General features: G+C 67.9%; 14 protein-coding genes and 1 pseudogene. 6 read left to right on the top strand and 9 right to left on the bottom strand.

Annotated features, from left to right (window positions below; translation table 11 throughout):
* Window positions 1–220: 220 nt before the first annotated feature.
* Complete coding sequence (locus WME98_RS24265) at window positions 221–982, bottom strand: ATP-binding protein (RefSeq protein ID WP_437953420.1); 762 nt, start codon at window positions 980–982, stop codon at window positions 221–223.
* Window positions 979–2,466: an IS21 family transposase gene (istA, locus tag WME98_RS24260; RefSeq protein ID WP_437953419.1), complete on the bottom strand. Its 1,488-nt coding sequence runs from the start codon at window positions 2,464–2,466 to the stop codon at window positions 979–981. The genes WME98_RS24265 and istA (WME98_RS24260) overlap by 4 nt, the downstream gene beginning before the upstream one ends.
* A 51-nt stretch (window positions 2,467–2,517) precedes the next feature.
* Between istA (WME98_RS24260) and WME98_RS24255 the strand changes: the two genes are divergently transcribed.
* Together WME98_RS24255 and WME98_RS24250 are read left to right on the top strand one after the other, a co-directional pair.
* Window positions 2,518–2,994, top strand: a complete 477-nt coding sequence (locus WME98_RS24255; RefSeq protein WP_437953418.1) for a hypothetical protein — start codon at window positions 2,518–2,520, stop codon at window positions 2,992–2,994.
* A gap of 725 nt (window positions 2,995–3,719) precedes the next feature.
* Entirely contained in the window at window positions 3,720–7,670 is a 3,951-nt protein-coding gene (locus tag WME98_RS24250) for an NACHT domain-containing protein (protein WP_437953417.1), read from the top strand.
* A 239-nt stretch (window positions 7,671–7,909) separates the two neighbouring features.
* Here WME98_RS24250 and istB read toward each other — a convergent pair whose 3' ends face one another.
* The 3 genes and pseudogenes from istB to WME98_RS24235 form a co-directional block, all read right to left on the bottom strand.
* Window positions 7,910–8,662, bottom strand: coding sequence for an IS21-like element helper ATPase IstB (gene istB, locus WME98_RS24245; protein WP_437953416.1), 753 nt, complete (start codon window positions 8,660–8,662; stop codon window positions 7,910–7,912).
* A gap of 19 nt (window positions 8,663–8,681) precedes the next feature.
* Window positions 8,682–10,214 (bottom strand): annotated as a pseudogene (gene istA, locus WME98_RS24240) (IS21 family transposase); the annotation flags it as partial.
* 292 nt (window positions 10,215–10,506) lie between these two features.
* Window positions 10,507–11,799 (bottom strand): hypothetical protein, encoded by a 1,293-nt coding sequence (locus WME98_RS24235; protein ID WP_437953415.1) that lies wholly within the window; start codon window positions 11,797–11,799, stop codon window positions 10,507–10,509.
* A 155-nt stretch (window positions 11,800–11,954) separates the two neighbouring features.
* Between WME98_RS24235 and WME98_RS24230 the strand changes: the two genes are divergently transcribed.
* A complete protein-coding gene (locus tag WME98_RS24230) occupies window positions 11,955–12,251 on the top strand; it encodes a sigma factor-like helix-turn-helix DNA-binding protein (protein WP_437953414.1) in 297 nt (98 codons plus the stop codon).
* Window positions 12,252–13,266: 1,015 nt separating this feature from the next.
* Here the strand turns inward: WME98_RS24230 and WME98_RS24225 are convergent.
* The 4 genes from WME98_RS24225 to WME98_RS24210 all read right to left on the bottom strand — a co-directional run bounded on the left by WME98_RS24225 (window position 13,267) and on the right by WME98_RS24210 (window position 16,626).
* The gene (locus WME98_RS24225; RefSeq protein WP_437953413.1) at window positions 13,267–13,746 is read right to left on the bottom strand and encodes a sigma-70 family RNA polymerase sigma factor; all 480 of its coding nucleotides are present in this window, start codon (window positions 13,744–13,746) and stop codon (window positions 13,267–13,269) included.
* Between the two features lie 174 nt (window positions 13,747–13,920).
* Window positions 13,921–14,553 (bottom strand): RNA polymerase sigma factor, encoded by a 633-nt coding sequence (locus tag WME98_RS24220; protein WP_437953412.1) that lies wholly within the window; start codon window positions 14,551–14,553, stop codon window positions 13,921–13,923.
* Entirely contained in the window at window positions 14,546–15,439 is an 894-nt protein-coding gene (locus WME98_RS24215; RefSeq protein WP_437953411.1) for a helix-turn-helix transcriptional regulator, read from the bottom strand. The genes WME98_RS24220 and WME98_RS24215 overlap by 8 nt, the downstream gene beginning before the upstream one ends.
* Window positions 15,440–15,558: 119 nt before the next feature.
* Entirely contained in the window at window positions 15,559–16,626 is a 1,068-nt protein-coding gene (locus tag WME98_RS24210; RefSeq protein WP_437953409.1) for an RNA polymerase sigma factor, read from the bottom strand.
* Window positions 16,627–16,847: 221 nt separating this feature from the next.
* Between WME98_RS24210 and WME98_RS24205 the strand changes: the two genes are divergently transcribed.
* The 3 genes from WME98_RS24205 to WME98_RS24195 all read left to right on the top strand — a co-directional run bounded on the left by WME98_RS24205 (window position 16,848) and on the right by WME98_RS24195 (window position 21,224).
* Window positions 16,848–17,960: a hypothetical protein gene (locus WME98_RS24205; protein WP_437953408.1), complete on the top strand. Its 1,113-nt coding sequence runs from the start codon at window positions 16,848–16,850 to the stop codon at window positions 17,958–17,960.
* 215 nt (window positions 17,961–18,175) lie between these two features.
* The gene (locus WME98_RS24200) at window positions 18,176–19,624 is read left to right on the top strand and encodes a hypothetical protein (RefSeq protein ID WP_437953407.1); all 1,449 of its coding nucleotides are present in this window, start codon (window positions 18,176–18,178) and stop codon (window positions 19,622–19,624) included.
* A 37-nt stretch (window positions 19,625–19,661) separates the two neighbouring features.
* Window positions 19,662–21,224 carry a hypothetical protein gene (locus WME98_RS24195; protein WP_437953406.1) on the top strand — a complete coding sequence of 521 codons (1,563 nt, stop codon included), beginning with the start codon at window positions 19,662–19,664 and terminating at the stop codon, window positions 21,222–21,224.
* Window positions 21,225–21,382: the final 158 nt, after the last annotated feature.

The raw sequence follows: 21,382 nt of genomic DNA, 5'->3' as shown, positions 1-21,382 counted from the left end.
CCACGGGCGGAGCTCCGGCGCGTCGTGCTGACCGGCGCAGCACCCGAGCGTTAACGTTCGGCCGATGAGCCGCGGGCGCGCAGTGTAGATGATCGCGGCGACCCGCGGTAATTCGGTGAAGTTCACCGGTGAAATCCGCACCCGATGCCGGTGAAGAGCACGCCGGATGCCGGTGAAGTCCGCGTCAGATGCCGGTGAAGTTCACCGGTGAAGAGGCCGCTCAGTGCTTCTTGGCGCGGCGCTGCTTGCTGCGGGTGGCGCTCAGCTCCTTGGCCTCCTTGAGCCGGTAGCTCTCGGCCTCGATCTCGATCACCTCGGCGCGGTGCACGAGCCGGTCGACGAGCGTGACGACGCACGCGGCGTGCGGAAAGACCTGGTCCCAGTCGGCGAAGGCCTTGTTCGTGCTGAGCAGCAGCGGCTTCTGCGCGTCGTAGCGCCGGGTGACGACCTCGAAGAGCAGGTCTGCGTAGCGGCTATCGTAGGAGAGGTAGCCGACTTCGTCGATGCAGAGAAGCGTGGGGATCGTGTATCGGCGGAGCCGGCGCGCGAGCGCGGCCGAGGACTCTTGCGCGGCGAGGTCGGCGAGCATGTCGCTCGCGGTCGAGAAGCGGACCGTGTGGCCACGGACGACGGCCTGGTGGGCGAGGTTCTTGAGGATCATGGTCTTGCCGACGCCGTTGGGACCGACGAGCACGGCGTTGTGGCCGGTGGTGAGGAAGCCGAGGCCGAAGAGGTCGTCGACGGCCTCGCGGTCGATCTTCTTGGGCCAAGACCAGTCGAAGTCGGTCATGGGCTTGAAAGCGGCGACGCGGGAATTTTTGAGGCGGCGTTCGAGGCTGCGCTTGTGGCGCTCGCGCTCCTCGATGGCGAGCACCTCGCGAAGCCAGGGCTTGTCGGCGAGCTGCTCCCAGCAGGCGAGCAGGCCAAAGAGGCCGAGGCTCTTGAGTCGGTCCTTGGTCTCGGTGGGTGTGAGATCGGTCATGGCGTCGGGTCCTTCTTCAGGGCGTCGTAGGTAGCGAGGGAGTGTGGCCTGACGACGAGGTCGGCGTGCTGGCCGCGGGCGACGGGGATCGAGACGGGGGGCGGCAGGCAGCGCTCGAAGCGGCGGCGGTCGAGCACCTGGCGGACGGCACCGACGTGGATCGTGTCGCGCTCGAGCACCTCGACGAGGGCCTCTTCGAGCTCGGCGGCGCCGACGGTGTCGAGCAGTTGCAGGAGCCGGGCGATCGCGCTTCCGATGTTGTCGCCGCGCTCGGCGACGATGCGGAGGAAGGCCTGGCTGCTGCGGGCCGCGCGAGCGAGACGATCGAGGCCGCGGTGCTCGCGGGCGCGGCGCTTCTCGTCGACGAGGCGCTGGAGGTGCTCGGGCTGCTCGATCTGCTGGCCGCGGTCCCACGAGCGGACGTGGGTCGCGACGACCTCGTTGCCGTCAGCAATGCGCACCTGATCGAGGTCAGCGAGGACGACGAGCGTGCGGCGCGTCCGGTCGTGGGGGACCGAGTAGTCGTTGAGATCGAAGCGCGCGTAGGGCGTCTTTCCGATCTCGACCTCGACGCGCTCGTGGGCCGGAAACGGCGTGTCGGGGTGTCGCAGCAGCATGCCGCGCTCGTCGTCGAAGGCCTGGCGCACGGTGCAGGCGCGGTCCTCGACCCAGGAGCGATCGAGCGCCGCGGAGCTGGTCCACTCGGCCGCTTGTCGGTTAAGGTCGTCGAGGTCGGCGTAGCTCCGGGCCTCGAAGAAGGCCTCGCGTACGTAGCGGATGGCGCGCTCGACGCGGCCCTTCTCGTTACCGCGGGCGACGGCGACGGGGCGCGGCTCGAAGCGGTAATGCGCCGAGAGGGCCAGCAGCGTGGGGTGGAACCGAATCGCGTCGCCGTGGCGCTCGACGACGGCGCTCTTGAGGTTATCGTAGAGCAGCACGCGCGGGACGCCGCCGAAGTCGGCGAACGCCTCGACGTGCCCGCGCACGAAGAAGGGCATCGCCGCGCCGGGAAAGAAGCGCAGGAAGAGCCGCCGCGAGTAGCTGAGCACCATGACGAAGGCCCAGAGCGGGCGAAGCGCCCGGCCGACGGGCAACTTGCCGAAGTGCGCCCAGTCGACCTGCGCTTGCTCGCCAGGCAGCGTGCGGAGCCGCTGGAATGCCTCTGCCGGCTTCTTGGGGCGCAGACGGCCGATCACCCGGCGCAGATGATCGGGACCGCCCGGATAGCCGCGCTCCCTCAGCATGACGAAGAGGCGACTGGAGCGCAGCGAGGGATACTTGCCGAGCTGCTCGACGATAAAGGGCACGAATGGGTCGACCATGGACGGGCGCGGCGCGACGACCTTCGGGTCGACGCCCGCTTGCCCGAGCACGCGTTGCACGGTGGTGTGGTGCAGCCCAAGCTGGCCGGCGATGGTGCCGACGGGCCATTTCTCGCCGTGGTAGAGGCGCAGGATCTCGGCCTCCTTTTCTTTTGCGATCACCGCCGCCTCCCGTCACCGCGGAGGCCCTCGTGGAACGCGGGGAGCGCGTGGTTGAACAGCTGGCCGAGCGCGCCGCTCGCGCATGGCCCAGGGCGGAAGCTGCGCTTTGCAGAGCGAGCAGCGGCCGACATCTCGGATTCGATCGTCATCGTCGTCCTTTCGGCCGGAGGAGAGCTCCGGCGCGAGTTGGGACGTCGACGCGGCCGCGGCTTGCGTCACCTCGTGATGCGTCACTTTCTGCGCGGAGAACTTGTCCCGCTGCCGCTGCCGCTGCCGCTCGCGGTAGCGGGCCTGACGAGCGGCCTGGAGGCGGCGAGCGCGAGGCCGGGTGCGGTAGGCGGCGCCGGCGCGGCGCAGCGACTCACGACGCTGGAGCGGGCGGCAGTCGAGGCAGAGACGCTGGCCTCAATCACAGCGACGGCAGAGGCGAAGCTGGACGCGGCAGCGGGTGCAGAGGGCGAGGCGGTAGGCGGACGACGGCAACGGGCTCCCTGCCGCCGTTTTCTGGACGTGGAGCCCGGCTTGTGATGAAGGTGGGGGACTCCGGTAGGCGGAGCTCCAGAAGGCCCGAGGGTGGCAGCCCTCGGGCCTTCGACTTTTCGGCGGGCGCTACGTCTACGCCGCGCGGGCGAGCGCGGCCCAGATCGGTGCGGGGGCCGGCGGTGAACGGCGAACGCCGGCGCTCACGGGGCCGCAGTCTTCACCGATCCGACGCGGGACGCGACGATCACCGACACGCAGCGCCCGTCGGATCCATCACCTTGCTCGGCGTCCCAGGTCACGGCGCCGCGCTCCGCCTTGGCGCCGCCATGCCTGAGTTTCCACTTGAGATCCCACCGACTCGCTTCGGCACGCCGCCCGCGAAGGCGCGCGCGTCGGCGACAGGCGATTGTGGGCGGTGGTCGAGCGATCGTCGGCGGAGGGGCGGCGAGTGTCGCCCCGGGTTCAACGGTCGTCGATGGTGGACGGCTGATCGGCGCACCTTCTGCGGCGATCGTCGATCGTAGCCGGCCCCTCGCCGCACCACGGAACGCGATCGACGCCCGCTGGCAGCGTTTTGCCCCGCAGCGGGCGGCACTTGGCGGATCGCTCGTCCTCAGAAGACGCTTCCGGCCGGCGCATCGCGACGAGTAACATGCGGCAGGCAGGCATATGGACAAGCTCTTCGACACGTCCGTGGCATCAGGTACTGGACAAGGGAAGCGTGGGCGCTCCTTCGGTGCTCGACTGGATCCGGGATCCCCGACGCGGTCATGACCTTCCTAAACAACGCCCGGCAGTTCGTGCGTGATCGCCTGGCCGAGGTGCGACGCGAACTTGTCAGGCTCCGGGAGCCTTATGTCCGCCGGTTGGTGCTCAAGGAGCAGCGTCCCGTGGACGAGTACGGCAGCAGCAACCCACTCCTCTGGTGGCCGCATGATCGTGACAGGGCCCGGGCGTTGGGCGTGCTGCCGGACGACGAACTGCACCGCGAGAGGCGGCTCGTACTGCTCGGGAATTCCGGGGCAGGCAAGAGCCGCATTCTCCAGTTCGCGTTCGAGCAGGCTGCGGAGCGGTTTCTCGCCGACGAGACGGCGCCGCTTCCTCTCTTCGGTGAGTGGTTGAAGCTGCTCAGCTCGCAGACGCCGATCGAAGAGGTGCTGGACCGCAAGAGCGGCGGGCTCTTCCGGCGCGCACGGCAGGAGCACTCCGCCGGATGCGCGCTCTTCCTCGACGCCCTTGATGAGGCACGGCCGGACGCTGGGCGCATCGTCGACGTCGAACACTTCTTCGGCACGCATGCGGCCACGCTTGCCCATGTGAGCGTGACCTGCCGGCGCGTGGCGTACGATCCGCGCTGGCTGGTCGACGAGGGATTCGTCACCTACGGCGCGGACCGCCTCGACAACGCAGCATACGCGCAGATCGTGCCCAACGCCGCAGAGCTGCGTCGCTTCAGGGAACAGTGCTACGAGCGCGGGATTGAAGGGCTGCTGGAGACGCCCTTCGACGGCTTCTACCTGGCCCGCGAGTTCGCCGCCGGCCGTCCGCTCCCTCCTTCCAGGAGGATCTGCGTCGACCAGCGCTTGATGGAAATGCTCCGACGGAAGCCGAAGGATGTGGCGCGTGCCCTCGGGCCTTCCATTGAGCAACTCCGGTTCCTGGCCACCCAGGTCGCCTGTCTTGCAACCTTCGTCAACGCGGAGTTCTCCGAGCAAGAGATCGTCGACTGGCTGGACGACTCGCGCTCTCTCGGAGAGCACCGGCACCGACCGTCGGCGGAGGCGGTGAGTGCGCTGGTCCAGCAGCCCCTCTTCGTGCAGCAGGACGGGCGATGCCGATTCGCGCACCAGCTCTATCGCGAGCACCTAACCGCCGAAGCGCTGAACGAGATGCCGTTGCGCAAGCAGCGGCAACTCCTGCGCGTCCCGGCGGACGGCCCGGATCGCGTGCATGTCAATCTTCGGGGCGTCGCGATGGCGCTGGCGGAGCGCAATGACCGCTACCGTGACCATCTGCTTGAAGACGAGCCTCTCATTGCAGGCCTCGCAGAGCCCGCGGCTCTACCTCAAGAGGTGCGTGACACCCTGGCGAAGAAGATCATCGATCGGGGCATAGCCCAGGATCTCATCCCCTGGGCCGGCGTGCGACCTCATGGTCGATCGCCTCAAGATGCTCTTCGAAAGTTCCGGCCGCATGATGTTGCCGCGTTGCTCGCACCTTACCTGAGCAGCGATGATCCCCGAGCGCGAGATTGGGGCGTGGCCGTCGCGGAAACGTGGGGTGGGGCACTGGATCTGAACCCGATCATGGTGAAACTCGCGCTCGACACGACGCAGAACGTCAACGTACGAAACAGAGCGCTCCGGGTGGTCGCCGCGACGAGGGACATTGCGTCGGTGCGTCGGCTGCACGGCTTGTTCGACGACGACTCCGATGACATCCGCGCCACGGCTCTCGAGGCGTATGCTCTCGTGGAGGCGCCCTCGCCTGCTGATTACTTCTCGAAGATTCGCCGCGGAAGAAGAGATACGACGACTCACGGTCCGCTGGAAGGAGAGATCTACCGCTACTGCTTGCGGCTCACGCGCGAAGCGCTAACAGAAGCGCTCTCCGTCATGCCCTCCGTTCAGGAGCGAATGGGCGACTTGTGGCGGCGCGCCCTCCAAGGACTGTACCGATGCGCTCAGAACATCGACTTCTACGACGTGCCTATAGACCTGATCCTAAAGGACTGGTCTCAGGCAGACTACGGCTCCGAGTTCGGTGACGCGACCGCGAGCCGGCTTCTTCAAGCAAACCCGGCCTTACTTCGCCGCGTGTGGGATCATGCGATGCAATCCCTTTCGACGGGGAGCGCCTCGTTCGAGGTCTACAAGGTATCGTCGAGGCTCGCCGATGCGGCCGGCGATGCCCTGGTCGAGCTGCTGCCGGGCTCCTGCGATGGGCTCACAGAAGCTCAGGATAGTTTTTTGTTTCATGCGATCTATCGATGGCTGGAGGATCACCGAACCGCGGAGGCCGTAAGCCTTGCTCGCTCTCGTGCGCCCGCGTTTTCGTCACACTTCCGGTTGATCCCGCAGCATGTCACGCGGTCATCGGAGCAAAAGTTGCTCGAATGGCGAGCACAGCTCGCGAAGGTGGTTCGAGCCAATGCGAACGAGCGAACGAAGATCAAAAATATATGTCGAAAGCTCCTATCCAGCGGTAGCGGTCAGAATCGGGCCGTGGTCCTCGACGACTTGCGGGAGGCCGACCCGGATCTATGGCGCCGATGTATCTTCCACATCCTCGAAGGCGAGGACTACTTCTTCATGCCCGGCACCGTGCTCACCTACCTGCGCGATCTCGGAAGCGATCTCTATGTGCACCGATGCCTGGAGCGGCTGGAGCGAGGAGACGTCCGGCCCCTTGGAGATCACGAGATGGTGTCCTATCTGGAGCGCTTCAAGCCCTCCGGGTATGAAGGGGCGCTGAAACAGCACTATCGTCGCGAGGTCATCCGCAGCGATGAGATGGACCCGCGTCATCACAACGCCGTCACTTTTTTGACGTTGCTCCTCCTGCTGGAGGCTGGCGACGCCTGGGCCTGGTCCGAGTTGGAGGAGCGGATCTCGCAAGGACGCGTCCCGCTGCTGGATGACGACATTCTCTTTCCAAGATGCCATTCGCAGAAAGGCGGTGCGTCGTTCTTCATGTCGGCCGCTGCCGGCGCCTCGGCGAACGCCGTGCGCATGCTCGCCGATTGGTACGCCCTCGTTCGAGCGACCCCGACTACGAGCCGCTGGCCTCGGTCGGACTCGCTGCAAGCGTTCCTCCTCCGCATCATGGAGGCCATCGATCGCGCATGCACTATCAGCGAGCTGGCGCGCCTGCGCGCAGCCGCCGACTACGTGGATGCCCGCTGGCTGAGCCACGTCAGCGAGGACGTCGAGAGCCGCCTGTCGATGTCGGCTTGGTCGGCCGGAGACCTGCTCGACTTCATCAATCGAGAGCGCGTCGGCGCTGTGCACACCGAGCGCGACCTCTTCGAGTGGACCTGCGACGCCCTCGACCGCCTGGCCGAAGGATTCGAGAAGCGCGCCGAGGCGGTCGCAGGCTTCTGGAACGACCAGCGCCCGAAACAGGAGACGGACTGCCAGAACGTCCTCTGGCCCCTGTTAAGGAAGGAGCTCCAGAGCGCCGGGCTTGTTGCCACCATCGACGACGAAATTCCGATCCGAGAGGGCTACTGCGATCTGTTGATCCAGCGCCCCATGGGCGAAGGTCCGCCGTTCCGCGTCGTCCTGGAGCTGAAGGTCGCACACGAAGGCTACGGAGAGCGCGAGCTGATCGATCGCCTAGAAGAGCAGCTCGTCGAGAAGTACATGCTCCCGACCGGGGCGCGCCACGGCGCGTTCATCGTCCTCTGGTTCAAGTGCGATCGGTACGACTACCCCGCTGCCTGGAGCGACAAGGCGGCTTTTGCGGCGGCGCTCGAAGAGAGGCGGCGAAGTGTGGGGGAGAAGCGCCAAGTCACGCTCGCGTCCTACGTGCTCGACATGACCACGCGCTGGCGTGGCCAGCGGAAGGTACTTAAGGACGAGCGCGAGCGCCGTACGCCCAAGACGAAGGCGCGCGAAGGCGCTACCCGAGTTGCCGGGAAGACTCGGGCAGCGTCGAAGACCACGCGGGCCTCCCAGCCGCGTGAGGGGGCGTCGACGCGCCGCTCCCGCGGCTCCTGAGCCGCCTGTGACCACCGCGCGTCCCATCGATGTAGTGGCGCCCACCGCCCGCGCATCAACGGTGCCTCGCTCACCTCACGAGGAGGAAACTCCTCCGATGTATCCAGTCGCGCGACCGATGTGCAGGAGCAGACATCAGGGACAACGTTGCGTATTCCGACGGACGTGACGGCTCGTTCCGGAGCGACGCGACGGCCCAGTCCGGCGTGACGTGGACCGGAGCGCAGCGACGAGCGCGGTCAGGTCTTCGTCTCGGTCACCTCGGGAGCCACCGCCTTCTTCTTCCGCATCGACCCGCCGCGGAGCGTCACCAGGTGCGCGTTGTGGACGACGCGGTCGCAGATCGCGTCGGCAATACTCGCCTCTCCGATGGCTTGATGCCAACTTTTCGTCGGGATCTGCGAAGTGATCACCGTTGACGACCTGTCATATCTATCCTCGAGGACCTCGAGCAGATCGCGCCTCTCGACGTCGGTCATGGGTGCGAGCAGGAAGTCGTCGAGGACCAGCACGGCGACCTTGGCGAGGCGCGCGAGGGCGTTCGCGTAGGTCCCGTCGGCACGCGCGACCGCGAGCTGCTGGAGCAGGCGCGGGGTGCGGATGACGAGGGCGCGGAAGCCCTGCCTGCAGGCGGCCTGCGCGAGCGCGCCGCCGAGGAAGCTCTTCCCGGCTCCGGTCGCTCCCAGCACGATCACGTTCTGCTTCGCGCGGACCCACTGGCAGGAGCCCAGCACCCGAGCGAAGGGCCTGTCCACGCCGCGCCCTGCCTCGCAGGAGAAGTCCTCCATACACGCGCCACCCGGCACCCGCGCATCCTTCAGCAGGCGATGGAGTCGCTTGTTCTCACGCGCCGTCCACTCGCGGTCGACGAGCAGCCCGATCACCTCCTCAGTGGAGAGCGGCTCCGTCGACGGCGCTGCCGCCCTCTCTCTCAACAGCACCGCCATCGCGTTCAGCTTCATCTCGACCAGCTTCTGAATCGTCTCTTCCAAGATCACTCCTCTCCTCCTTGTCGAAGTACTCAGCACCGCGGATGTTCTCGTGAGCCAGCGCCCCCCGGGGCGGCGGCTCGACCAGCGGCGCGCGGTCGAGGCCGTTCCTCAGGATCGCGGTCACGCTCTTGGCGGTGGGGCTGCCGATGCGGAGCGCACGCGCGCACGCAGCGTCGACGCGCTCGCGACCGTACTTGTCCGCGAGCCGGATCACGCCCAGGCACGTCCGGTAGCCCGTCTCCGGGTGGGTGCGGTGGCGCATGACCGCACGCGCGAGCTCGCCGACGTTCGGGCCGATCGTCTCGGCCCATGCCACCACGCGCTCCGGCGGCCACTTGCCGTAGTCGCGATGGGCTCTGGGGCGATGCTCGTCGACGATCACGGCCGACCCCTTCCGGCCGTAGCTGCGCGCGTGCGACGCGACGCGCACGCTGTCATGGAACAGCTCCACGACCGAGGCCGTCGCTCGGATCTCGACGCGCGCACCGACCAGCGTGTACGGCACGCTGTAGAGCCGGTCGTCGTAGCAGACGCAGTAGTCGATGTTGACCTTGGCGTGCTTCCAGTCGGCGAGCTCGTACCGCCGCGCCGGCAGCGGCCGCATCACGGGCTTGTCGATGGTCTCGAACGCCGTGCGCCGGCAGCCGTCGAGCCGCTGGAACGGCCGCGCATTCAGCCGCTCGAGCAGCGACGCGATCGCCTCGTTGAGCTCGGCGAGGCTGAAGAAGGTCCGGTGTCGCAGCGAGGCGAGGATCCAGCGCTGCGCGATGAGCACGCCGCCCTCGACCTTCGCCTTGTCGCGCGGCTTCCGGGGCCGAGCCGGGATCACCGTCACGCCGTAGTGGCGCGCCATCTCGAGGTAGGTCGGGTTGATGTCCGGCTCGTACCGATCCGGCCCGGAGACCGCGCTGCGGAGCTGGTCCGGGACGAGCACCTCGGGCACGCCACCGAAGTACTCGAACATCCGCACCGTCGACCCGACGAAGTCGGCGAGCTTCTGCGAGCGCGTCGCCTCGGCGTATGTGTAGTTGCTCGCGCCGAGCACCGCGACGAACAGCTCGACCTCGATCACCTCGCCGGTCGTCCGATCGACGAGGTGCGGCTTCCTGCCCGAGTAGTCGATGAAGACCTTCTCGCCGGCGCGGTGAACCTGACGCATCACGACGCCGAGCTTCTTCTTCCAGCCCGCGTACAGGTCGCAGAACCGGCTGTACTCGTAGGGCTTCAGCGGAGCCTGTGCTGCGCTCGCTTCGCGGTACTCGAGCCAGAGCGTCTGCAGCGTTACGCACGGCTTCGACAGCTCGCGGTGCACCCAGGAGAAGTCGATCGGCACGCGCGCGGGCGGCTCGTTGCGACCGACGTCGCGGAACAGCCGCGACTCGATCTCGGCCTCGGTCATCTCTCGGGCGACCTCCCACGTCAGCCCCGCCTTCTCCGCGCGCGCCAGGTAGCCGCTGACCGTGCTCTCGCCGACGCAGGCCGCCGCCGCGATCTCCGCTCGGCTGCGCTTGCACTCAAACTTGAGCCTCAAAATCTCTCGAACCTTCCGCATCGATAGCCGCTCCGACATCGCGCCCATGTACGCGATGAGGCTGCGACCGCGAGCGCCGCCTGCGGGCCGTCACCCCCGTCGGAACGGCCCGTCACGTCCCTCGGAACGGCCCGTCACGTGCGTCGGAACGAGCCGTCGGGTGTGTCGGAACCCCCCGTCGGGTGGCCCGGAACGCCCCGTCACGTCCCGTCGGAACGAGCCGTCACGTGCTCTCGGAATCGGCCGTCACGTCAGCCCGGAATACGCAACAACGTCGCGGACACCGCGTTCACAAGGTGCCTTGTCCGACAGGTTACTGACGGCCTGCTTTCGCCGCGGTCGCGCGACGCGCTTTCCGATTGCCAGTCTGCCTGCCTTGGGCGTGCTGCGCGGCCTGCGCACGCACGAGCTCCGCGAACCGCCGCGGCCCCGGTCGCGTCAGCAGCTTCTCGAGGCCGTAGCTGTCGAGCATGCCGAGCGCTTGGTTCAGCCCGGTGCCGACGGCCGTCCCCGCGAGGATAGCAGGCGGACCGCCGACGACGGCGCCGAGCACTCCGCCAAGAACGCTGAACGTCGTCAACCGCACCGCCTTGAACCACTTGCGGTCCTTGAGCGGCGTCGTCGTCATCTGCGAGAGCCACGCGCGGGCGACCGACTCTGCGTCGCGCGGGTCGGGCTGAGACCAGAGCCACTTGCGGAGCTCCTGTGTTGCAGGGTGGTTGCGGAGCTTCGCGATTTCTTTTATTCCTATCGCGCCGCTTGTGATGAGTGCCGGAACGCTCGGCACGCCTTCGAGCATCAGACCGCGTTCTACCGCCCGTGCAGCGTTCGGCGCCCGAACGATCTCGCGGAAGCGCAAGAGTTGCTCCCAACTCGCGCCGCTCTCGTGGAAGTCGAACTCGCAATCGTACAGCACCACGCCTTTCGCGATGTCCTCCGCGATCCGTACAAGCCGCGCGCGCTCGTCGTCGTCGAGCTCCCATCGCGGGCGACTCGGGTCGAAGCCGTGCCGACGCAGCGCCCCGCTGTCGTAGGCTACGCGCACCGCGGCCACGGCGTCGTGGGACACGTTCTGCGCAGGCAGGTGCGTGCGCTCGATCGCTAGTTTCGCCAGTCGCTCGACCTTTGGCCAAGCCTGGTCGAGCCAGCCGCCCTTAAGCCCCATCTCGACGGACGCCTGAGGATCACTGTGGGCCGGGGTCTCGAAGTTGCCGGACGTCAACGGGTCGATCTGCGCGTCGATCAGCTGACCCTTGTTCCAGTAGAGGATCATCGGCCTCCACAAGAGGAACTGAAGCGCGCCCTCCTCAAGGAGTTGCTCGACGCCCGCGATCCCGAACCCATCAATGAGGCGGCAGAGCACGACGTTCTCACCGTAGACGTGGTTGCAGACGGCCGGGGAGATCACCAGCGCCTCCGCGGTGCGTAGTCCCTCAATGGCCATCGCCATCCGCACGGCCTCAAGCGTGCCCGGGGGCTCCGGCGCCGCCTTCTTGTGCCAGAGCTCGACGATCTCGCTCCAGCCGCTCGTGTAGAGGGCCTTCGGGAGCCGCAACTCGGCCGCTGGTAGCGCTCGCGTCCGTCGCTTCTTGTCGCTTCGCTTCATCGTCTGGTATTCCGCCCCTGCTGTAATTGGCGCAGCGCACCGAAGCCGTCGCAGGGGCCCGTATCGGCGTACGTACTGAGCAGTGGCCGCCCTCTACCCTTACGCCGGGCTGCTTTCATGTCGCGAGAGCATACAACGAGCGGCAGTGCAGGCGCATGCGGGTCTTCGGACCACGAGAAGACGTACCGCCGCAGGGAGGTCGCCCGTCGCCGATCCGCTGCCACTCGTCACGGGCGAGGAGCCTTCCCTCATGGTCCCGGCGAGGCTCGCCCCGTTCTGGAGGTGCTGCGGCTGGTGGACCCCGAGAGCGCGCGGTGCTCGTCCTCGTCGGGACCGGCGAGGCTGTGACGGAGGTTGCCCGCGTCCTGGGGGTGCCGGTCGGGACCGCCTTCACGCGGCTGCGACGTGGGCGCAGGCGCCTCGCCGCCGTGCTCGCGCGCTGGGGTCGTTGAATCTGACGTCGTGTCCCGCAGAGCACAGATCCCGCCCAGGTCTCGCTCTACGCGCAGAACCGAGAACGCGAGCGGATCATCCGCGCGCAGTGGCGCGGCGGAGGAACCTCCCGCGCGTGGCCGCGGCGTCAAGGCGGAGCTTCGCCCAGACGCGGCCTCGGATACGCCGCGTCGGCACTAGATCTCCTCACGTCCTCACCGTTCGGACGCGGGACGCAAGGATCACCGATACCCGCGCCCTTCGGTCCCAACCGCCAGCTTCTCCCACCGGCGGCGGTGTGGTAGTTACCGCTATATGGTCAAGCTGCCTACGACAGTCGAAGAGTGGATGGCACTTCCTGAACTGCCTTCTGGCCGGTACTTAGTGGTGAACCTTGGGTGGAAGGAGGCGTCGATCGCGGAGTGTCGCGCGGCAGGTGTTCCAGGTCTGCCTCCGCGGCGCGACGGCGAGGAAGGGCTCGCAGTGCGGCTGCCAAACGTCACGGTAAACGAACAGGCTGGCACGCGCGTGCATCGCTTAAACCTGGACTTCGGTCCGATCGTCAAGGCCATGTTCGAAGACGCTGGCAGGTGGTACGCAATGGGACGCCAACTTCTACCGGCGTACTACACGTTCGGCATGAGATCGGACGGGGCGTACGCCTTGCCAGACGGCCCTTCACTGCCGCCGCGCAACATGAGTCGAAGATAGTACAGCAATTCCACACTGGCCAGTAGACCGTTCAAGCGTGGACTCCGAGCTGACGGCTTTCCCGATTCCAGATTGGAACGCTGAGCTCCCCAGTCGCTAAGCCGAAAGAACGAGTCGGAGAGCACCCTTATCCTGGAAGTCACTCTCTGACGAACATGAAACAAGATCTGCCGTTGGGTGCATGGGCGAGCTGTCACAGACCGCCCCATCGGATCGCGCGGACCGGCCAAGCGGATCGCGGGCGAACCCCGCTCCGACCCCGCGAGGAGGGCGGCGCGGGGCTCGCTCACGTCAAGGAACCGCTCCGCGGAAATCTTAACAAATCTAAACTATTTGCCTGGCCTCACGAAGCCTGACGGCGTCACGTAGCGCGCTGATGGCCTTTGTGCGTCGCTTGTAGAGCGTAGAGAGAGGTAGCCCTTCGTCTTTGGCCACCTTGGCCATAGGGACTCCGTTTAGATCGTGTGCTACGAGCACAAATCGCAGCTCCGGATCGAGCTCGTTCACCGCGTCGATGGCGCTGTTCCTGATGATGTCGCACTCCATCAAAGCAGCAACGTCCGGCGCCGGATCGAGCACCTCGATCAAGTCGACCAACTCCTCCCTCCGGAGCTGCGCACGCTCGTGGTAGTGCGAGGCAACGTGTACGGTGATCGCGTTCAACCAGCGTTCCGGCCTGCCGCGCTTCGGATCGAACCTGGTCCAGCTCTCCCAGGCGGTGAGCCAAACTTGACCTGCGACGTCGCCACGATGGCACCGTGGGACCCCTAGCCTCTCCAGCCAGCGTAGCACGGCACGAACCATCGTCGGGCAAAACAGGCGCGCACGCGCGGCAGCGCGCTCGTCTTCATTCGGCGGACGACACATAGATTCACGCCCCCCGGGGCAATCTCCCGTCCTATGATCGTGGCTCGCCAGCGCATCTGTGCGGCATCGGTCTGGTCCTCCCCCCAGATGGTCCGCTACCAAACGGAGGCGTCAGCTGTAGCTCTTCAGCGGCCGGAGCGGTGCCATCCTGGCCAGCCTGCTCCTTAGGGCGAGCAGCGTCGGGGCATCGTTCAAGCGCAGCGCCCTCCGGAGTTGATCTCTACCGCGCGCCAGGCGCCCCTGGATCGTGTTGGGGTTCTGACCACGCTCGGCCGCTATCTCCTCCGCGGTGCGTCCCAGAGCGGCGTCCACCACGGTGTCGCGCAGCGCAGGATCTATCCGATCCAAGTGGCGGAGGTCGAGCCGCGCCTCCACCTGTGCAGACGGCGGCGGCGCGTGGCCATCCATCGCCGAACGCGTATACGAATCGCGACCTCTCTCCCACCGTTCCTGGTTCGCCCTGTAGTGTGTCGTGTGATGCCAAGCGACCACATGCAGCCAGCGTCTCAAAGCATCCTTCATCGACAGGTGCTCGGGCGCATGGAATCCCCCTGCCTCGACGGTCCTCCATGCAGAGAGCAGGATGTCCTGCAACACGTCTGCGCGGTCGCACTCTGGAACCTTGAGCCGGCGCAGGCTGTCCATGATCATGGACCTGTGCTGCACGATGGCATCGAATGAACTGCGCACCTCCGGTCGCTTGCCCACGTCCACCGAATGCGAGGCACGGATGCGCTCACCCATAACTCCCTACTCCCGGAAGTGTCGTGTTCAGCGGAGAGCGCTCCGCTTCCTCCCAATCGGACGCGATTGCCGAGCTCGCCCCCCCTTCGTCGCGCTGTAGCGGGAAGCTCGTCAGCGTGGCAGCGCGAAGGGCGAGCTCTGCCCCGGTGGCGCCGCGGACAGGAAGCGGCGAACGACGCCGCGGCTGCGGAGGCGGCGGGAGCTTCGCCCGCGGGCTCCTGTCCGCAAGCTCGGGAGACGGCACCACGGGCGGAGGAATGTCGAGCGCGCGAGGGGGTATCGTGGGCGGCGTCGGCGGCACCGAGCTCGGCGCCGGTGACGACGCGGGACGCGCTGAGCTCTCGCGCCTGGTGATGGGCTCGCCGACCTGGATCACGACGGTCTCCTCGGCTTCCGTCCGGTAGTCGTCGTGCAGCCGCCAGAGGCGCTCCCAGTACCGCGCCGGCGCGCCGGTGAAGGCCTCCAGCTTCCGCGCGAGGCCGGGCGTTATCGACAGGTCGCTCCGCAGCAGTCGCTCCACTTCCCCCGGTTCCAGCCCTGTGCACTCGGCCAGCTTTCGCTCCCACGAAGGAATCGTCGCGCAGAGCGACTCGAGGACCCTGCCGGGCCAGGGTACCGGGCGCGCGCGCGCGTCTGTCTGCTCGGCGAGCGCGTCGACGTGACAGTCCAGAAGGCGCCGGTATCGGTCCCGCTCCTCCGCTGCCTGCTCCTTCGCATCGATCAGGGCCGACGTCTCGTCATCGTGCGCATGCTCGCGCGCCTCGCGAAGCCCGCGCTCGCGTCCCAGCGCTTCGCGCGCCGTGACCGCGAAACCGATCGCGACGCAGCATATCATCGCGAGCCCGAGCGGCGAGACGAGCCACATCGCAGTTAGCATGTCCTCCATGAGTTTCTCCTCCTCGACGTGAGCAATCCTGTCCGGCGTAAGGCGGATCTCGGCCTTGTGCCGCCCGACGACAGCACCGTCCTCACCAATTGCTTCGCCGTCGACGGACAGCCGACGATTCAGCGAATCTGTATCAGGAGCCCTTCGCGCTCCGCGGCGAGCTGCCCTTGCGGGAACTCCCGCGCATGCGTCTCGAGCAATTGTCGCGCCTCGGCATCTGCGACTGCGCTGTGGGCCTCGATGGCTCTGCGGGCCTGGTCGATGAGGCTCCGCTCGCGCTCGCTGACGGCTGGGAATACGGCGCGGGCGTGCAGCGAGGTACGACGAGCCGGCGCGCCTGACGGAGCTGGTACGCGTGCGTCTCCATTTTCATCCGGCTGCGCGAACTCCAGCGCCGCTCTCTCGGCCGTCGCGGCCGGCGCGCGCATCGGGAGTTGAGCCGGTGGCTGCGCGATCTCCTCCACGGCCAGTGCGGGCGCAGGAGCGCGCACCACCGCCGACCCCAACCACGACTCCGGGCTGAACGAGTCGGGGAACGTCGCGATGACGGCGCCGGTCAGCACGACGACCGCCCCCTGCACCACGAGCTTGAAGCCCAGGCGGCCCAGCTTGCTCACCCACCCGTCGCGGCCGCGCAGATCGAAGGCGAACGGGACGCATGCAGCGTCGTCCCATCCGCGCGAGCGTTGCCGCGCCCTCCAGCGTTCCACGGCCGCGGCGAGGTCCTCGAGCGCTCGGCGATACTGCGTCCTCACCGTCTTCGGGTTGAGCCCCAGCTCGGAGGCGATCTCGACGAGCGGCACCTCCTCGATCCCGTGCTTGATCAAGACGTCGCGGTACTTGGGGTCGACCTGGTTGATCAGGTAGCGGATGAGCGCCTCCCGCTGCTGCCTGCGGAGCACCTCTTCCGGCGTCGGGCCCTCCGCCCGAAGCTCGTGGTCGTCGAACGAGGTCAGGACCTCCCCCCGACGGCGTGCGTTCCGGACGTGGTTCCGCGCCTGGTTCAGGACGATGGTGGCACCGTAGGAGGCTCGAGCCTCCCCGAGATCGATCCGCTGATCGGCTTCCAGTGCCCGCAGCAAGGCGTCCTGCGCAAGGTCCTCGGCATCTCGCGCAGGGACACCGAAACGCCGCGCGAGGCGCCGGAGGAACTCGAAGCCGGTGGGACTCAAGGCTGGCTCGCCCATAACCGGTAAAACACCTGAGTCGCCTGGAGGGCTTCAAAAAAACGCACGGCGGCGCCAGCGCCGGCCGCACAGTGTGCGACATATGCGACATTGACGCACATGCTCATAAATCGTAGATGGCCACATTCCGCCGTCCGACGGGATTTTGTCGTCCAACCGTTCACATCACGACGTTTTCCTAGCCGTTGACGCCGCGCGGCTGGCGTAAGTACCGTTCATGCATGCGTATCGTTGCGCAATCGCTCTGGATATGCCTGATGCTTGGCGTCGCCACCGCCACTACGCACCCGGTCCGTGCGGAGGACCGCAATCCGGCACCCGCACCAAGCGACGGTTCGATTGTAAAGGACCATCTTCGCCGCGCCCGGAGCGCTCAGGCAAAGGGACGGTGGACCGAGGCACACGCCGCCTACAAGGCGGCCTTCGAGGCGATCGATTCGACATCTGTCACAGAGAGAGAATCCGCTGAGATCGCTGGCGAGCTGGGCCTCTGCGAGCTCAAGCTGCGCAAGTTCCGTGACGCGGCGGAGCACCTGGCTTGGAGCCTTGAGCGGCGCAAGGCGCTCTCTCCTGAGCAGCAAAAAAGATTCGCCGATGGACTGGCTAAGGCCGTTCCGTTCGTCGCGACGCTCTATCTGTCGGTGGATCCGCCGGATGCTGAGGTGCTCGTTGATGGCAAGCTCATCGGCCGACCCAGGCGAACCTACACACTGTTCTTCGAGCCTGGCATGCACATGGTGCGGGCCAGAGCACCGGGCCGTGAGGAAGGCTTCCAGACGCTGGACGCGCAGGCGGGGACGGAGCCGAGGATGACGATAGAGTTACCGCGCGCCGCGGTGAGGAGTACGGGCGAGGCCGAACTGGGGGCCCCGGCGAAGAAAGCGGCCACGGACGCGCAGGCGACGAGGACCTCCACGCAGGCTCCGGCGCCGTCGGCTTCTTGGCCAGGAAAGGTGCGAGTCGGCGGCATCGCCGTGGCGACGGCGACGGCGGCGGCAGGCGCGATCTTTCTCCTGCGGGCCAATGTCGTGCATGGCAATCTTCGCGAGGGGGATGTCCGGCGTCGCGCGCAGGGGTGGACGTCGTCGACGTGCCGGGAGCCGAGCGCGCCCGCGGCCTGCGCCGACATCCATGGCCAGATCAAGGAGCGGAATCTGCTCGCCACCCTCGGCAAGGTGTCACTGGCGACGAGCGCCGTGTTCGGCATAGCGACAGCCGCATCCTTTTTCACCGAGATCGCGCTCTTCAGGACCAAGCCGGCAGCGGGGGGCCTCCGCGCTGCGCCAGTGGCGACCACCGAGCAAGCGGGACTGAGCCTTTGGGGCTCGTGGTGAGGCGGAGGGGCGGAGGGCAGCTCATGGGTGGTGGTTCTGATGGTCGATATCGCGGGATTGCGCGTTGCCTCGCACTCCTTGCGTTGAGCTCAACGGGCGTCGCCGGCGTCTCCGGCTGCTATTCCGAGAGCTGTGCAGAGGGCTATCTGTGCGAGATCTCTCCTCCAAAGCCATCTCCTTGTGATGGCAGCCCGGCGTCGGCGGCAGCGCTCGACATGTGCGGGGTGTTCGTCAGCGAGCACGGCGACGACAACCACCCCGGAACGAAGGACGCTCCGGTGAAGACCCTGCAACACGCGATCGGGCTCGCCGCGCACGGGCGAGGCCACGGCGAGGCAGCGACCCGGCGCGTGTACGCGTGCGGCGGGGAGTTCGCGGAGACGATCACGCTGCCCTCGGGGGTCGACCTCTGGGGCGGCCGTCTGTGTGACGGCGGGGATTGGTCGTATGAGGGGGCATTCGGCGGGCCGGATCACCGGACGATCATCGCTCCGCCTGGGGGGATCCCGCTGCGGGTCCTCGGGGCGGAGGATACAGAGCTCGCGGGGGACGACACGGCGTCGTTGATCTCCGGCGTGCGCGTTGTCGCGGCGGCCGCCTCGGCGCCCGATGGCAAGTCGTCGATCGCGGTGATTCTGAGCACGGGCGCCAGGGCGAACGTGCAGGACAGCGTGATCGTCGCGGGCGACGGCAAGGACGGGGAGCCGGGCGGGGATGCGCCCAGCGTGCGGGCGACGGATGGCGTGGAGGGGAACCATGGCGCATCCGCCTGCACCGCAGATGCCGCCATGGGCGCCCTTCCGGTGGTCACCGTGTGCGACGACGGCATCGAGTCGACGGGCGGCTACGGCGGTGACGGCGGACTCGAGGCCGGCGGCGATGGCGCCCCGGGAGAGCCGGCGCCCGCGGAGATTTCGGAGCGCGATGGCCGCGGAGGGGCCGGCGCGGACGCCAGGAGATGCAAGGACGGGAACGATGGCGCAGACGGCGCCGACGCCGGTCGCGCGGGTGGCGCCATTGGCCCAGGCATCCTCAGCGACGATGGATGGATCGGTGTCCATGGTGAGGACGGCAAAAAGGGCGGCGTCGGCTACGGCGGCGGCGGCGGTGGCGGCAGCAAGTCGCGCGGGCCCATGTTTGCGTGCCCCGTAGGTCTCCCCCAGAGTGGCGCGGCCGGCGGCTCGGGGGGAAGCGGGGGTTGCGGCGGCAAGGGAGGCAAGGGCGGCGGCTATGGCGGCGCGAGCATCGGTATCGTCGCGCTCGAGGGCACGGACCTGACCGTCGCGAACACCGACGTGCTTACGGGCAAGGGCGGCCAAGGCGGGGTCGGCGGAACGGGCCAACGGGGCGGCGTCGGGCGGCGCGGCGCCCACGGCGGCGTCGGTTATACTGGAGGCGACATGTGGGACGCGTGCCGTGGAGGCGACGGAGGCAACGGCGGTCGCGGCGGTGATGCCGGCGGCGGGCTCGGCGGCGCGTCGGTCGGCATCGCCTACGTGGTGCCTAACTTCGCCATTCGACCCGGAACCAACATTGTTGCCGCAGGCGCCGGCCAAGGCGGCTCCGCGGGGAACGCCGGCCAGAAGGACCAGGCGGGCAAAGGCGCGGACGGCCCGTGGGGGGAGCTCTATCGTTTCGGTGCGGCAAGCGAGCCGCCCCGTTGACTCGCGCTTCGCGAGACGCTGCCAGCGAGGGATGCCGATGCGCCTGAGTTCCGCGATCCTCTTGGTCTCTCTTCTGCCGCTCGCCGCAGCCGGTTGCGGTACGACGCCGGGGGTGAACGACCCTGATGGCGCGCCGCCGTGCGGCAGTCCATCGACGTGTGCAGGTGATCCGATCCCCGAGTCGGTCTGCCTGGAGCATCTCGCCGCGGGGCGAGCGATGGACGGCTGTGGCGTGTTCGTCAACGATCCGGTTCTCGGCGGTGACGACGCGAACCCCGGCACGAAGGACAGGCCGGTGACTACCCTGCCGCACGCGATCGAGCTGGCGCGCACCGGGCGAGGTCGGGTGTTCCTCACCCGCAACGCCTTCGTGGAGTCCATCACGCTGCCCTCCGGGGTGGATCTTCATGGAGGCTTCAACTTCTTGGAATGGGAACGGCCGCCCGAGATTTCAGATCCGGTGTACGGCACGGCCAAGATCGTTGGCCCCGTCGGGGACATCCCCCTGACCATCGAGCCGGCGCGGGAAGGCGACACGGGGGCTGCGGACGGGGTCTCGATCATCGATCACATGTACGTCCGCAGCCCGACGCATATCGGGATCATCGTTCGGTCGGGCGCCGCGGTGGAGATCATCGGGAGCACGATCGAAGCCTACTCGGGACCGGGGGGCCGCGACGGGGAGAAATGGCCGGGCCGGGCAGCGTCGGGGCCGGACGGCCAGTATGGGGGAGACGCGTGCTCCGCGGCGACGGTCCCGGGTGGACTTCGGGCGGTGAACTCCTGCGAGGGAGGGCTCCCGAGCGTCGGTGGCAAGGGAGGCGACGGGCTCGCCGACGGCGCTGGAGATGGGGAGGACGGCGAGCCCGTACCCGAGCCCAACCCCAACCACAATGGGGAAGGAGGGCGAGGCAACCGGACAGACGGTGGTTGCAGCAGTGGCGCCCCCGGGGAAAGCGGTATGTGGGGCACCGCCGGCGCAGCGGGCAAGGGCCGCGGGCGGATCGATGAGACCGGATGGCGCGCCGACTGGGCCGGCGACGGCGCCCGGGGAATGCCGGGCCAAGGCGGTGGCGGGGGCGGCGGGCGTCGCGGTGGGCTTGCGGTGTGCGGCGTCGCCACCAAGGGGGGCGCCGGCGGCGGCTCCGGAGGCGCGGGCGGCTGCGGGGGGCGGGGCGGCCGAGGGGGCGAGAACGGCTACCCGAGCATCGCGATTGTGGCGCTCCACGCCAAGGTGAGGGTGCGCGACAGCGTCATCAGCATCGGCGACGGGGGCCCAGGCGGCGACGGCGGGGAGCCGGAGGAAGGCGGCAAAGGCGGCCGAGGCGCTCCAGGTGGCGCCGTGGGGGACGGCACGTGGTCCTGCGAGGGTGGCAGCGGCGGCCTCGGAGGCGACGGCGGCTACGGCGGTCCCGGGCGCGGCGGCGACTCCATCGGCATCGCCTACCTCGACGAGGACCAGCTCACGCTGGAGAACGTCACCTTCGAGATCGGGCTGCCGGGCCAAGGCGGTACGAGCTGGGAATGGTCTGGCGAGGAGATCACGGGGGAGGACGGCATCGCCGTCGAGACGCTGCGCTTCCCCGAAGAACTGGATTGAAGCTTCCCCAGCGAGCTATCCGGCTCGATAAGACCGGGCGCGAAGGTGAGGGTCACGTCGGCGGGCTCGGCCCGCTCTGAACGGTTCGAGCCCGGTCCGCTGCGCTTCCGGCCCTGCCAGATCGTCTGGGGTGTCGTGAGCGTCGAGGTTGAGAGCAT

The organism is Sorangium sp. So ce296, assembly GCF_051529605.1.
Lineage (GTDB): Bacteria > Myxococcota_A > Polyangia > Polyangiales > Polyangiaceae > Sorangium > Sorangium cellulosum_D.
This window is presented reverse-complemented; position numbering and strand designations above follow the sequence as displayed.